This window comes from Nocardia sp. NPDC056611 (assembly GCF_042792755.1).
GTDB lineage: Bacteria > Actinomycetota > Actinomycetes > Mycobacteriales > Mycobacteriaceae > Nocardia.
In genome coordinates this window covers 239,268-252,580 of record NZ_JBHTVV010000005.1, presented here as the reverse complement: position 1 = coordinate 252,580, position 13,313 = coordinate 239,268, and the positions used below count along the sequence as shown (strand labels likewise).

15 protein-coding genes and 1 pseudogene are annotated in these 13,313 nt (G+C 69.6%); 10 read left to right on the top strand and 6 right to left on the bottom strand.

Annotation, left to right across the window (positions count from 1 at the left end; genetic code table 11):
• Positions 1-122: 122 nt before the first annotated feature.
• Both ACFRAQ_RS26620 and ACFRAQ_RS26615 read left to right on the top strand, forming a co-directional pair.
• Positions 123-481, top strand: a pseudogene (locus ACFRAQ_RS26620) (DJ-1/PfpI family protein).
• Positions 482-578: 97 nt separating this feature from the next.
• Positions 579-857 (top strand): DUF1330 domain-containing protein, encoded by a 279-nt coding sequence (locus ACFRAQ_RS26615; protein WP_379104953.1) that lies wholly within the window; start codon positions 579-581, stop codon positions 855-857.
• Positions 858-874: 17 nt separating this feature from the next.
• Here the strand turns inward: ACFRAQ_RS26615 and ACFRAQ_RS26610 are convergent, their stop codons facing one another.
• Positions 875-2,053 (bottom strand): MFS transporter, encoded by a 1,179-nt coding sequence (locus tag ACFRAQ_RS26610; protein ID WP_379104268.1) that lies wholly within the window; start codon positions 2,051-2,053, stop codon positions 875-877.
• A gap of 299 nt (positions 2,054-2,352) precedes the next feature.
• Between ACFRAQ_RS26610 and ACFRAQ_RS26605 the strand changes: the two genes are divergently transcribed.
• Positions 2,353-2,886: a hypothetical protein gene (locus ACFRAQ_RS26605; protein ID WP_379104266.1), complete on the top strand. Its 534-nt coding sequence runs from the start codon at positions 2,353-2,355 to the stop codon at positions 2,884-2,886.
• A gap of 48 nt (positions 2,887-2,934) precedes the next feature.
• Here ACFRAQ_RS26605 and ACFRAQ_RS26600 read toward each other — a convergent pair whose 3' ends face one another.
• The 3 genes from ACFRAQ_RS26600 to ACFRAQ_RS26590 all read right to left on the bottom strand — a co-directional run bounded on the left by ACFRAQ_RS26600 (position 2,935) and on the right by ACFRAQ_RS26590 (position 4,598).
• Complete coding sequence (locus ACFRAQ_RS26600) at positions 2,935-3,852, bottom strand: 2-hydroxyacid dehydrogenase (RefSeq protein WP_379104264.1); 918 nt, start codon at positions 3,850-3,852, stop codon at positions 2,935-2,937.
• Positions 3,853-3,960: 108 nt separating this feature from the next.
• Positions 3,961-4,113 (bottom strand): hypothetical protein, encoded by a 153-nt coding sequence (locus ACFRAQ_RS26595; protein WP_357277651.1) that lies wholly within the window; start codon positions 4,111-4,113, stop codon positions 3,961-3,963.
• Between the two features lie 11 nt (positions 4,114-4,124).
• Positions 4,125-4,598, bottom strand: a complete 474-nt coding sequence (locus ACFRAQ_RS26590; RefSeq protein ID WP_379104262.1) for a hypothetical protein — start codon at positions 4,596-4,598, stop codon at positions 4,125-4,127.
• Positions 4,599-4,732: 134 nt separating this feature from the next.
• Between ACFRAQ_RS26590 and ACFRAQ_RS26585 the strand changes: the two genes are divergently transcribed.
• Entirely contained in the window at positions 4,733-4,924 is a 192-nt protein-coding gene (locus tag ACFRAQ_RS26585) for a hypothetical protein (protein ID WP_379104260.1), read from the top strand.
• A 16-nt stretch (positions 4,925-4,940) separates the two neighbouring features.
• Here the strand turns inward: ACFRAQ_RS26585 and ACFRAQ_RS26580 are convergent, their stop codons facing one another.
• The gene (locus ACFRAQ_RS26580) at positions 4,941-5,960 is read right to left on the bottom strand and encodes a zinc-binding dehydrogenase (RefSeq protein ID WP_379104258.1); all 1,020 of its coding nucleotides are present in this window, start codon (positions 5,958-5,960) and stop codon (positions 4,941-4,943) included.
• Between the two features lie 54 nt (positions 5,961-6,014).
• Here ACFRAQ_RS26580 and ACFRAQ_RS26575 point away from each other — a divergent pair, with 54 nt between their 5' ends.
• Positions 6,015-6,596: a TetR/AcrR family transcriptional regulator gene (locus tag ACFRAQ_RS26575; protein WP_379104256.1), complete on the top strand. Its 582-nt coding sequence runs from the start codon at positions 6,015-6,017 to the stop codon at positions 6,594-6,596.
• 18 nt (positions 6,597-6,614) lie between these two features.
• Here the strand turns inward: ACFRAQ_RS26575 and ACFRAQ_RS26570 are convergent, their stop codons facing one another.
• Complete coding sequence (locus ACFRAQ_RS26570) at positions 6,615-7,946, bottom strand: PLP-dependent aminotransferase family protein (RefSeq protein WP_379104254.1); 1,332 nt, start codon at positions 7,944-7,946, stop codon at positions 6,615-6,617.
• 63 nt (positions 7,947-8,009) lie between these two features.
• On the opposite strand from ACFRAQ_RS26570, the gene ACFRAQ_RS26565 reads away from it, so the two are divergent.
• From ACFRAQ_RS26565 to ACFRAQ_RS26545, 5 genes are all read left to right on the top strand, one after another.
• Positions 8,010-8,495: a PaaI family thioesterase gene (locus tag ACFRAQ_RS26565; protein ID WP_379104252.1), complete on the top strand. Its 486-nt coding sequence runs from the start codon at positions 8,010-8,012 to the stop codon at positions 8,493-8,495.
• Positions 8,496-8,629: 134 nt separating this feature from the next.
• Positions 8,630-9,601, top strand: a complete 972-nt coding sequence (gene ligD / locus ACFRAQ_RS26560) for a non-homologous end-joining DNA ligase (RefSeq protein WP_379104250.1) — start codon at positions 8,630-8,632, stop codon at positions 9,599-9,601.
• Positions 9,602-9,672: 71 nt separating this feature from the next.
• Positions 9,673-10,116: a pyridoxamine 5'-phosphate oxidase family protein gene (locus ACFRAQ_RS26555; protein ID WP_379104248.1), complete on the top strand. Its 444-nt coding sequence runs from the start codon at positions 9,673-9,675 to the stop codon at positions 10,114-10,116.
• A 225-nt stretch (positions 10,117-10,341) separates the two neighbouring features.
• On the top strand, positions 10,342-11,748 hold the full coding sequence (locus ACFRAQ_RS26550) for an amino acid permease (RefSeq protein WP_379104246.1): 1,407 nt from the start codon (positions 10,342-10,344) through the stop codon (positions 11,746-11,748).
• Between the two features lie 166 nt (positions 11,749-11,914).
• Complete coding sequence (locus ACFRAQ_RS26545; RefSeq protein ID WP_379104244.1) at positions 11,915-13,306, top strand: FAD-dependent oxidoreductase; 1,392 nt, start codon at positions 11,915-11,917, stop codon at positions 13,304-13,306.
• The last annotated feature ends 7 nt before the right edge of the window (positions 13,307-13,313 follow it).

Genomic DNA, 13,313 nt, shown 5'->3' with positions numbered 1-13,313 from the left:
GGCACAGGGTTGAGGCCGTCGACAGCGGGACCCACGCGGCCACCGAGAACATCGACGTCCAGACATTTCGGCACGACCTCATTCCATCCGAACCGGTGCGGCCCGACACGTCGATCGGCGAGATGGATCCCGGCGCGTTCGACGTCATGGTGATCCCGGGCGGCACCGTCAACGCCGATAAGCTCGGAACCGACGCCAAGGCACGAGAACTCGTCCGTCCGCTATCGACGCGGGCCGCCCGATCGCGGCCATCTGCCACGGCCCGTGGCTGCTGGTCGAGGCCGCGGTGGTGGCGGGCAAGACGGTGACCTCGTATGCCTCGCTGCGCACCGATCTGATCAACGCGGGTGCGTCCTGGGTCGACGAGCCTGTCGTCCGCAGCGACGCCGCGGGCTGGACACTGATCACTTCCCGCAATCCCGGTGATCTCCCCGATTTCATCGACGCCATCGCCGCGGAATTCAGCGTGCGCACATCCTGAACCGGGCGGGCGGGGCGCGCGGCCGCGGTCTGCGACCGGCGCGCCCCTTTGCCGCGCGCGGCGGGATGGCTACGGTGGCCGGGCGACCGTCTATGCCATCGCTCAGTTGAAGTTCACCGACCGCGACGCCTACAACCGGTACCAGGCGGCGTTCATGGATGTGTTCCAACGCTATTCGGGAACGCTGCTGGTGGCCGATGAGGCGCCGCGGGTCGTCGAAGGGGAGTGGGATCGGGACAAGGTCGTGTTGATGAGCTTTCCCGATGAGGCGTCGTTCCGGGACTGGGCGGAATCGGATGACTATCAACGGATCTCGGAAGACCGCCGCGCGGGCGCCGAGACGGCGGTGGTGCTGGTGAAGTCCATCCGGGGATGACAACCGTGTGCTGATCGTCAGGTCAGGGCGGTGATGATCGCGGCCAGGATGGTCGCCGTGGCGGCGACCAGGGCGGTGGCGGTCCAGCCGAACCAGCCGACCGCTGCGGCGCCGAACGCGGTGCCGAGGCTGCCACCGATGAAGTAGACGACCATGTAGGCGCTGTTGAATCGGGCAGGGCTGGTGGGATCGATGGCCAGGACCGTGCTCTGATTGGCAACCTGGGCGGCGAACAGTCCGGCATCGAACAGGCCGAGGCACAGCAGGGTCAGCGCCGTGTTCGACACGGTGACGGCGAGGACCGCCGTACCGGCGATCGCCGGCGGCAGGCCGAGCAGAATCACCTGGCGTGCGCCGATCCGATCGGTCCAGGTTCCCGCGATTCGGGTGGCGATGATGCCGAGCAGCCCGGCGAAGGCGTACAGGCCGATCCGTTCGGGGGAATACGAGAACGGCGGCTGGGACAGGGCGACCGCGAGTCCGGCCCAGATCGCGCAGAAGGCGAAGAACCAGAGGGAGCCTCGGATCGCCGCCAGGCGCAGCGCCGGATGCCGGGTGAACAGCGCGGGCATTCCGCGCAGGGTCGCGAGATAGCCTGCGGTGGCGGTGCCCGCCGCCGCGGGCAGGGCGACGCGGGCGGCGACGGCACAGCCGACACACGCCGCGGCGAACACGAGCAGCATTCCCCGCCACCCCATGACATCGGTCAGCCAGCCACCGACGATCCGGCCCGCGAGGATGCCCGCCGAAATGCCGGCCGTCACGATCCCGAGCACGGTCGCCCGCGTGTGCGAGGCCGCGAATCTTCCCGCGACCGAACTCAATTGCGCGCCGATCGAGGATCCCGCCCCGACGAGTCCCACCGCGAAGCCCAACAGCCACGGCGATCCGACTGCCGCCGTGGCAGCCAGAACCGCGGCCAGCACGGCGAATTGAACCGAGACCACCGCGCGCGCCGCGTACCGATCGACCAGCGGCACCAGCACAGCCAGCCCCACCAGATATCCGATCGGCCCGCACGCCAAGGCCGTGCCCACGGCGGCCGTCGAAGCATGCAGTGACTCGCCCAACTCGGCTATCGCGGGGTGCAGCGGATACATGCTCGCGGTCCCGAGCGCGGCCGCGAAGGCCATGAACCACACCGTGGGTGTCCGCAGCACCCATTCCCGCGAGGACGGAATGACATCGAGTTCCATCTCTCCGACGCTAGAAACACCACGATCACGCTTCCGGCGGAAATCGGACCCCATAGCTGCCGCGACCCGTCCGGAGGCCGATCCGCCCAGCGAGAACCGCAGGTCGTCGTTCTCCGCTGCCACAGCGAACACGACGACGCGTTGACCTTGACGTTCGTTGGTTCATGGCGTATCCCTCTGGGTACAGCTACCGATGTAAGCGGTATGCCGGCGCGTGGGGAGAGGTGGTCCAGGTGTCGATGCGTCCTTCGTGGTCGACGCGGCTGTGGCGAGTGCGCCCGTGGAACTCCAGTCCGTTGATGCGTGTGTCGGATCGGGCGGAGGTGGTGTTGCGGGCGTTGGCCGTGGTGGTGGTGGCCGCGGCGGTGCCGGTGGCGGGGGCGGTGGGGACCGTCAGTTATACGGGGGCGCAGGCCCGGATCGTGGCGCAGGACTCGGGGAAGGTCCGGGTGGTGGCCACGGAGACCGCGGACGCGGTGCGGGTGCCGGATTCCGATCGGTACGCGACGCATCAGGTGCGGTATCAGGCGCCGGTGCAGTGGGACAGTGGCGGGAAGATCGCGACCGCGACGGTGGATGTGCCGGGACCACAGGTCGCGGGGGCGACGGTGATATTGTGGACCAAGAACGGGCAGCCGACCATCGCGCCGTCGCGGCCCGGGTCCGCCGCCGCGGAGGGGATCGGGACCGGGCTGGCGATACTCGTCGAAACCTGGTGTGCCGCCGCGGCGACCGTGTGGTTCACCGGGACCGTGCTCGATGCCCGGCGGTACGCGCGCTGGGAGCGGGAGTGGCGCGGAATCAATCGGCCGATCGGCAAGGACACGCTGTAGCCCGCACAGCTCTCGGGTTCGTGTTGCGCCAGTTCGGTATTCGCTGCTTCAGTATTCGCCGCTGACGAGATTCTCCGGCGGCTCACCCGCGAGGTAGCGCGCGATTTCGGCGGTCGCGATGGTCCAGCCGCGCTCCAGATTTCCTGTGCTGCTGCCACCGACGTGCGGGGTGAGCAGCAGGCCCGGTGCGTCCCACAGCGGGTGGTCGGCGGGCAGTGGTTCGGGGTCGGTGACGTCGAGAATGGCGCGCAGGCGGCCGGATTGCAGTTCGGCGAGCAGGTCGTCGGTGCGGACCACGGGGCCGCGGGCGGCATTGACCAGGATGGCGCGGTCGGCCATCCGGGACAGGAAGGCGGCGTCGACCATACCGATGGTGTCGGTGGTGACCGGAACCATGAGGATGACCGCGTCGAAATGCGGGAGCAGGGCGGGAAGTTCGTCGACGCCGTGGACGCCGGCGCGGGCTCGGGTACCGACCAGTTCGACCGTTGTGCCGAAAGGCAGCAGCATGCGCTGCATCTCGGTGCCGAGGTCGCCCGCGCCGACGATCAGGACGCGCTTGCCGTGCAAGGTATCCGTGCGGTGCTGGGTCCAGCGGTGTTCACGCTGGGCCAGCGCGAATTCGGTGAATTCCCGGTAGACGGTGAGCAATCCGGTGATCGCCCACTCCGCCGTGCTGGCCCCGTGCGCGCCGCGACCCGTGGAGATCATGACATGCTCGGGCAGCCGTCCGACCCAGGTTTCCGCGCCCGCCGTGAGCAGTTGCACCAAGCGCAGTTTGGGCAGCGCCTGGGCCAGTTCGAGATTCTCGGGGCGGCTGGCCAGGAACGCGGGCACGAACACCTCCGCCTCGTCCGCCCCGGCGGGGAGCGGCTCGCCGAGCGTGTAGCGCAGCGGCCGCGCCCCGGGCAGCCGGGAAACCGCCGCGAAACCGTGTTCGTCGGGCACCAGCACCGTCACCGTCATGAAACCGACGCTAGCCGACCGGGTGGGATCCCGGTCGGCGTGGTGGCACCGGACCTCGGTGTCCGGTCGATGACACTGGTGCGCGAGTCGATGACCCGGGTGCGCGAGTCAATAGCGCGGGTGCGCGAGCCAGCGGGCGGGCGCACCCATCAGCCACTGGATCAGGGCGACGGCCATGGCGATGATTCCGAGCGAGGACAGGGCCGGGGTGGCGAGCAGCCAGCCGGCATCGAGCAGCGCCAGGCCGAGCACGACGAACATTCGGAGGGTTCCTATTGGGCGGCGGATTCTTTCGGGGCGGGGGACCCGCTCGGGCGACCGAGGAAACGGTTGACCGACCAGTTCGGCTTCGAGAGGGCACGTTTCGGCGCCATCTTGGCCAGGGGAACCACCGGCTTCCGAGGTGGCTCCACGTTACCCGCGGGCTTGGAGGTGGGTACCGGTTTCGTGAGTTCCTTTCGCGCGGCGGCCATTTCCCGTCGCGACTGACGCAGCTCGCGCCGCGCCACCTGGCCGCGCCGCGAGGTGGTCCAGATTCCGGCCAGCAGCAGGATCGCTCCGGCCGCGCCGGCCGCGCCGATCACCATCCCGTACGCGAACAACAGTCCGCTCGAGCCGTGATAGGTGTGATCGAATACAGTGAAGCCGTTGGGAAGTGCGTGCGAGTCACCGCTGTTGGCCGCGACCCCGGCCACACCCACGGTCACAGCACCCAGCAGAGCGATGAGCCCGATGATTGTGAACATATCGGGGCAATGCCCGCTGCCGCGCAGGCCAAACCCCGATTCGGCAGGTTGTCCGGCGAGTCCCCCTGTTTGTCCGCCGAATTCGTGGCTATGCCCGGAATGCGAACTCACGCACTATGAACGGGAGCGAACCGATGTCGACCTACACCTACGAAATGCCGCACTTCGCCTCCGAGGCGACCCTCGCCGAACGCGCCCTGCGCGGCATGGACTCCACCAGCGCGGTCACCGTCGATCGCGCGGCCGAGACCATCACGGTCACCTCCTCACTCACCTACGGCGAGGTCCTCGACACCATCCGAGGCCAGGGCTTCTCGGCCAAATAGCGTCCGGACCCCGCCGTCAGCGGGTGACCACCAGTTTCATCGGTGTCTCGAGCAGCGCGTCGATGGACTCCTCCCACTCCGCACTGCGGGTGGTGACGATCGAGGGATCGAACCTGCCGGCGACGACCAGGTCGAGAACGGCCGGAATGGCCGGGCGGGCGTGGGCGCGGCCGGTGTGGAAGGTGCAGCAGCGCGAGTACATCGCGAGCAGCGGCAGCTCGACGTCTTCGCGTTGCACGCTGACGCTGGTGCAGGTGCCGTCCGGGGCGGTGGCGTTGATCGCGGCGCGCAGCGCGGTCGCGCCGCCACACGCCTCCACGGTGACGGGGAATCGCCCGACTCGCGCGTCGGGGCCGGCCTCGACGGCTTCGGCGCCGAATCGTGTTGCGATCTCCAGCCGTTCGGGTTCGGTGTCGACATAGACGACCCGCGACGAGCCCAACGCGACCGCCAATCCGGCGGCGTAGAGGCCGATCGACGCCGCCGCGGGGCCGCCGAGCACCAGCACCTCCGCCCCCGGCTCGGCCGAGAGTCGCGGTCCCACAGTGCGATACGCGTCGGGAATATTGTCGCTGGCGCTGGCCACCGCGGCCGGGTCGATGCCGTCGGGGAGCGGAACGAGCATGGCGTCGGCATGCGGAACCACGGCGAGGTCCGCCCAGAGGCCGCCCCAGTTCAGCCCACCCATCGCGCCGAGACCGAAGGTCGACATCATCGGGTGGCTCGCGCAGTTGCCGGTCCGCCCGCGTCGGCACGGTTCGCAAGTGCCACAGGAAATTTGGAACGGCACCACGACCCGGTCGCCGGCCGCGACCGTGCGGACGTCCTCGCCGACCGCCACGACCTCGGCGACACCTTCGTGGCCGAAAGGGAACGGACCGGGCAGCGGGAATCCACCGCGCAGCACGGCCGGATCGAGGTCGCAGGTCGCCAGCGCCACCGGCCGGACCAGTGCCTGATCCGGATGGTCGAGCGTCGGTTCGGGGCAGTCTTCCCAGCGCAGGCGTCCGGGACCGTCCAGCATCAATCTCCGCATGGACTAGAGTTTCGCTAGAACGTTCTTTCTAGTCAAGGGTGTGCGGAGGGCAGGATGTCGGATTCCAAGCGGCGGATCGTGGTGGCCGCGGCGGAGTTGCTGGCCCGGCACGGGTATCACGGATTCGGGCTCAAGGCGCTCAGCGGCGCCGCCGGTCTGCCCTACGGCTCGATCTATCACCATTTTCCCGGTGGGAAGGAGGAGATCGCGGTGGCGGCGATCGCGGGGACCGGGAACCTCGTCGGTCGGATGATCCGGCAGGCGCCGGACGACGTATTCGCTACGACCACAACGCTGTTCGGTTTCATGGCCGCGAAACTCGCCGACTCGGACTGGACCGATGGCTGCCCGGTCGGCACTCCGGCGCTGGACGGGGGCGGCGACGTGGAGACCGTCCGCGCCGCCTGCGCGTCGGCCTTCGATGCCATGGAACGCGGATTCGCCTCACTCCTGGCGGATCTGGGATTGCCCGAGGCGGACGCGGCGGGGCTGGCGGTGACGGTGGTCGCGGCCTACGAGGGCGCGACCCTGCTGGCCCGGGTGCGCCGATCGGACGAACCTCTCGATATCGTCGCGGCACAGTTGGCCCGGCTGATCCGTGCTTCGCTGCGGGAGGCCGGAATCGGCGGGGGCTGACGACTCCCCGGCGCATCCTCAGCCGGGTGGTACCGAGTCGAGGGCATCCCGCAATTCGGCGAGGACGAGCGGAAGGTCTTCCAGTGCGGGCGATCCCAGGGCGATGCGCAGACCGTGCGGGACGTGCTGGGTGACGGCGAAGACGTCGCCGGTGCAGACCCGGACGCCGCGGCGCGATAGTTCGGCCGCGATGCGGTCCATGCGCTGGTCGGGGTCGATGGGGAGCCAGGCGAAGAACGAGCGCGGATGGGCGGTCGGCCGGAGGTCGCCCAGTTCCCGGCGCAGCACCTGCTGGTGGTCTCCGGCCGCGCGGCGGCTCGCGTGTTCCAGGGCGTCGACCGTGCCGTCGCCGATCCAGCGCACCGCCACGGCCGTTACCAGGCCCGGCGGGCTCGCCATGGTCGCGCGGAGCAATCGTCCGAGCGCGGGTTCGGCGCGTGGCGGGATGACCAGGATGCCGAACCGCAGACCGGCCGCGGCGCTCTTGGACAGACTCGAGACCCAGAACGTGCGCTCGGGAGCCAGGGTGACCAGTGGCGCGGGTGCGGGGTCGGCGAGGAAGGCGTAGGCCGCATCCTCGATCAGGAACAGATCGTGGTGCCGCGCAATCGAAACGAGGCGCTCGCGCTGCGCGCGGTCGAGAACCCAGCCGAGCGGATTGTGCAGGGTCGGCATGGCGTAGACGGCGCGCACCGGGCGTCGCGCGCACAGCCGGTCGAGGGCATCCAGGTCCGGGCCGTCGGCGGCGGCCGGGATCGGCGCGACGTCGACGCCGTGGGCATGGGCGAGCAGCTTGAAGCCGGGATAGGTGAGCTCGTCCGCCGCGACCACGTCTCCGGGTGAGAACAGCGCGCGGACAACGAGATCCAATCCGTGCTGCGCCCCGTGGGTGAGCACGACGCGCGCGGGGTCGGCGGCGATTCCGCGTCGATCCAGGAACTCCGTGACTACCGCGCGGTCGTGCGGCCGTCCGCCCGGCGGCTGTTGGCGCAGCAGGGCGTCCAGGTCGCCGCCGCTGGCGAGGTCGCGCAGTGCGGTGCGCAGCAGTTCCGCGCGGCGCGGCGACATCGGTTGCGTGAAGGCCAGATCCGCCCACACCGTGTCCGCGCCCGCCCCGTATTCGGCCGACGCCAGCCGCACCGATCGGTCCCGCACGAAACTGCCCCGGCCCGGCTCGCCGACGACCAGGCCGACCCGCTTGAGCTCGGCGAATACCCGGGTCGCGGTGGCCACCGCGATACCGTGCCCGGCCGCGAGCTCCCGATGTGTCGGCAGCCGTTGCCCCGGGGCCCAGCGTCCCGCGCGGATCTGCGCCGCTAGTTCGGCCGCGACCTCCTGATACGTGCGCATCACCCGACTGTACCTAGGACAATTTCTTGATCGTCCTACATGACCGGTCCTACCGTCATGTCCATGACGATCTCGCCGACCGAACTGCCGGTCCTGGACTACCTGCACGCCCAGCTGACCGGAACCCTGGCGGAGGGCCAGACCTGCCAGTTCCGGTATCCGACAGCGATTTCCCGCACCCTCGGGATCCGCCTGGCCGCGGTCGTCCTGGGCCGGGCGGTCGTCGAGATCGATACCGATCCCGCGGTGCACGGCAACCAGCAGGGCACGGTGCACGGCGGGCTGCTCACCGAACTGGCCGACGCGGCCATCGGCACCGCGCACTCCACGGTGGTCGGTCCCGGCGAATCGTTCACGAGCATCGATCTGCGGGCGGTCTTCCTGCGCCCGGTCTGGCGCGACACCCTTCGCGCGCACGCATACCCGACGCATTCGGGCCGCACCATCACGCACTACCGGTGCGATATCACCCGCGGTGACGGCAAACCGGTCGCCACCGTCACCAGCATCGTGACGACCCTCTCCGGTGAGCGCTCGCGGGGGCGGTGACGGAATCAGGGTGGCCGAGTAGGCGGATAACGAACCGGGCGTCCCCGGCGCGCCGTGGCGGCGGGAAGGCAACTCGATAGCAAACTCCCGGGCATGTCTCGTTCGCCCGGATATCGGCGCGGATAGCGGCCCGCGTGGCCGCCTCGGTCCGCCGCGGCCCGTCGCCCATGCTGGCGACCGGGGGGCCGCCGCCGGGCGGGCCCGGGTGGGCGGTGGAGATGAAGTGGGACGGAGTCCGCATCATCGCGATCCGCGAGGCCGGGGAATGCACCCTGTTCAGCCGCAACGGCAATGACGTCAGCGCGGCCTATCCGGAGATCATCACTGCGCTGAAAGAGTTGCCCGGCAAGGGATCTCTGATCTTGGACGGCGAGATCGTGGCGCCGGACCGCGATGGAGCGCCCTCGTTCGGGCGGTTGCAGCGGCGCATGCACGTGGTGCGGCCGGGGGAGCAGCTGATCGGCGAGGTCCCGGTGCGGTTCTTCGTCTTCGACGTACTTCGTGTGGACGACCTCGACGTCACCGGCGAGACCTACCTCCAGCGCCGTGAGCGGCTGGCCGGGCTGCCGCTGAACGAACCGCTGTCGGCGCCGCCGCACTGGCTGGACGTGGATGCGGCACAGTTGCTGGAGGTGGCGCGGGAACATCGGATCGAGGGTGTCGTGTCCAAACGGACCGACTCGGTGTACCTGCCCGGCCGCCGGTCCCCGGCCTGGATCAAGACGCCGTTGCGGCAGAACACCGAGGTCGTGGTGGCCGGGTGGACGCCGGGCGCGGGCGGGTTCGGGACCACCTTCGGGTCGCTGATCATGGGCGCACACGACGAGACCGGTCGGCTCGTCTACCTCGGCAATGTCGGCACCGGCTTCACCCAGGCCGCCCGCCGCGTCCTGCGCGGCGCACTCGACGGGATCACCGTCTCCGCAGCCCCTTTCGACCCGCCGCCACCGGAAGCGGCAGGGGCGGGCTGGCACTGGGTGGATCCGATCCTCGTCGCCGACGTCGAATATCGCGAATACTCCGGCGAGCGCCTGCGCATGCCCAGCTGGAAGGGGTTGCGCACCGACAAACCGCCCGCCCTGGTCTCGGTCCCGCCAGTGCGCTGACACCGCGTGCGAACCTCGCGATGGGGCAAGGCAATTGGCGTTATCGGTGCCGATCGACCACAATCGGAGGGATGGGCGGCGTAGGGGCACGGAAGCTACGCGAGCTTTCGGCTGCCGATTCACTGAAACGACTGGCGGGCGCGCAATACGGGCGAATCGTCTACTCGCGCCGGGGACTTCCGATCATCCGGCCGGTCAACCACATCGTCGAGGAGGACGTCGTCGTGGTGCGCGCGCACCTGGGCGCCAGCCTGCTGCGCGGCGACGGCCAGGTGGTGGCGTACGAGGCCGACTCGTTCGACGAGCACACCCGGCAGGGCTGGAGCGTGATCGTCACCGGGGTGGCGCGGGTGGTCATGGATCCCGAACAGGTGCAGCGCTACGAGACGCTGCTGGACCCGTGGATCAATATGCCGATGGACCACGTCATCCGCATCGAGGCCGAGATCGTCACCGGTCTGGAACTGATCGACGAGGGCGACTGGACCCAGACCCAGCGCCCCTCGCCGCGCTGACCCGAGACACCACGCTGACCCGAGACACCACGCGTCACTCTGGACCACCGCGCACCGCGCCGACCCGACACCACGCGCCGTGGTGACTGTGAGCCGCAGACCACTCCGGTAGCGTGACACGCCGTTGGATCGAGCGCCGCAATTCGTCGGCACGCTCGACGCGGCCGGTGTCTCGCAGGTGCGAACAGGGGGGTTCCGGCCGCCGGCACGCGGAAGGAACACCATTTGACAGCCTCGGAACGGCAGCTACCGGACACCGGCGCCGCACCCACGGACGAGGGATATTCGCGCGGCCTCTCACCGCGCACCATCCAGATGATCGCCATCGGCGGCGCGATCGGCACCGGCCTGTTCTACGGCGCGGGCGGCGCGATCCAGAAGGCCGGTCCGGCGCTCATCCTCTGCTACCTGGCCGCCGGTCTGGCCATCTTCGTGATCATGCGGGCGCTGGGCGAACTGCTCACCTACCGCCCGGTCGCGGGCAGTTTCGCCGAGTACGCGCACGAATTCCTGGGCCGCTTCGCGGGATTCGCCACCGGCTGGACCTACTGGGCGGTCTGGGTGGCCACCTGCATGGCCGAGATCACGGTGGCAGGCAAATACGTGCAGTACTGGTTCGACATCCCGCAGTGGGTGACCGCGCTGGTCGTGCTGGGCATCATGTTCGTCGCCAACCTGGTGTCGGTGCGACTGTTCGGCGAGGGCGAGTTCTGGTTCTCCACCATCAAGGTGACCGCCATCGTCACCATGATCGTGCTCGGCCTGGGCGTGCTGATCTTCCACTTCGGCCACGCCACCAACCCGACCGTCACCAACCTGTGGAACGACGGCGGCGTATTCCCCAACGGTTTCGGGCAGGCGCTGCTGGCCCTGCAGATCGTGGTCTTCGCCTATGTCGGCGTGGAGCTGGTGGGCGTGACCGCCGGTGAGGCGCGCGACCCCAAGCGGACCCTGCGCAAGGCCATCAACTCGCTGCCGTTGCGGATCGGCCTGTTCTACGTCGGCGCGCTCGTGGTCATCATGTCGGTGTCGAGCTGGCGCACCTTCCACGCGGGCCGCAGCCCGTTCGTGGAGGTCTTCGAGCAGATCGGCATTCCGGGCGCGGCCGGGATCATCAACTTCGTGCTGCTCACCGCGGCGCTGTCGTCGTGCAACTCGGGCATCTACTCGACCGGGCGCATGCTGCGCAGCCTGTCGCAGCGTCAGGAAGCGCCGCCCGCGCTGGCGAACCTGAGCGGCCGGTCGGTCCCCGCGGCTGGAATCGCGGTCTCGGCGGCGGTCATGGTGATCGGTGTCGCGGTGAACTACTTCTCGCCGGACAAGGCGTTCGGCTACATCACCTCGGTGTCCACCATGGGCATCATCTTCGTCTGGGGCATCATCCTGGTCTGCCACCTGATCTACCGGGTCCGCGTCCAGCGGGGCGTGCTGCCGGGCAGTGACTACCGGCTGCCGGGAGCCCCGATCACCACGGCGCTGGCGCTGGCGTTCCTCGCGCTGGTCGTGGTGCTGCTGTTCTTCACCGAGGACGGCCGCAGCGCGCTCGTGGTCGGCGCGGTGTGGGGTCTGCTGGTGTGCGCGGCCTACCCGTTCATGTCCCGCAAATCCGCGGAAAACGCTGTCCACCAGTAACTCCGGACCGGTCCGAGACGCCGCCCGCCCCGCCACCCACCGGTGGCCGGGCGGGCGGCGTCGTTTCGCCCCAGGTCTCATTCCCCGTGCGAGGTAACGAAATCCGGGCATGCGGAGCGCACGGCGGGCGTAGCTTGCTTGGTGCAGGCTAGTTCCAGGGGTGAACATGAACGATCCGCGACGCTACGTTGTCATCGGCGGGGGACTGGCCGGACTGGCCTCCGCGGTCTGGCTCGCCGAAGCCGGGAAACAGGTCACGCTCCTGGAACGCCGCGGACGGCTCGGCGGGCGCACGCACTCGCTGGAAGTCGCCCCGCTGCGCGACATTCCCGACAACGGCCAGCACGTGATCGCCAGCGGGTACGAGCATCTGTTCCGGTACCTGACCAGCGTCGGCACCCGGCAGTACGTGAGCTTCCCGCAGCAGGGCGTGCTGCGCTGGCCCGGCGGGCGCACCGCGATCATGGGCACCACCGGATTCCCCGCCGTGCGCGCCCTGCTCGGCGCCCACCCCGACGCGAGCGCCGCCGACCGGGTGCGCGCGGCCGCCGCCACCGTCAAGATGGGCTGGCAGAGTCTGCGCCAGCCCGGAGATCTGGCCGACCTCACCACCGACCAGTGGTTCCGCCGCCTCGGCATGCCCGACACCGCCCGCGAGGCGCTGTGGGACTGGCTGGCCCTCGGCATCGCCGCCGAACCGGTGCGGCAGGAATCGGCCAAGGTGTTCGCCGACGTGCTGGCCACCGGAATCCGCTTGGGCGTCAAGCGGATGCGGCCGGTCACCATCGGCTACCCGACCACCGACCTGGACACCCTGTTGGTCTCCGGCGCGCAGCGGGTCTTCGACCGGCACGGGGTGGACGTGAAATACCGGGCCGTGGCGCGCCGCATCCACATCACCGACGGCGCGGTCACCGGCGTCGAATTGGCCGGGGGCGAGGTGCAACCCGCCGATGCGGTGGTGTGCGCGGTCCCCAACTCCTACATCGGCGGACTGCTCGACGAGCTGCCCGAGCACGACCGCATCTATTCGGCCGCCGACAAACTCGGCTACACCCCGATCGTCAGCACCAACCTGTACCTGGATCGCCCGCTCGGCACCAAGGCCGCCATGGAGGCCCTCATCGGCGGGACCGGCGTCATCGACGAGGTCTTCGACCGGCAGCGCATGCACGGGCGCGGGACGCTGAACGGCTGGCTGTACTGCCTGACCACCAGCGGCGCGTACGAGCAGATCCACAAAGGGCACCATGAGGTGGTCGACGAGCAGATGGCACTGCTGCGGCGCTATTACCCGGCCGCCGAAGAAGCCAAAGTGCTGCACGCGCAGGTGGTTCCGATGCCGCGGGCCACCTTCTCTCAGGTGGTCGGCACCGACGGGCTGCGGCCGGACCAGGCCACCTCGGTGCCCACGCTGGTGCTGGCGGGGGATTGGACCCGAACCGACTGGTCGGCCACGATGGAGAGCGCGGCGCAGAGCGCGGCCAGGGCCGTCGACCTGCTGCTCACCCTCCCCGCCGTCCGCACCCAGAACCGGCGGAAGGTCATGCGCCGCTGAGGCGGCG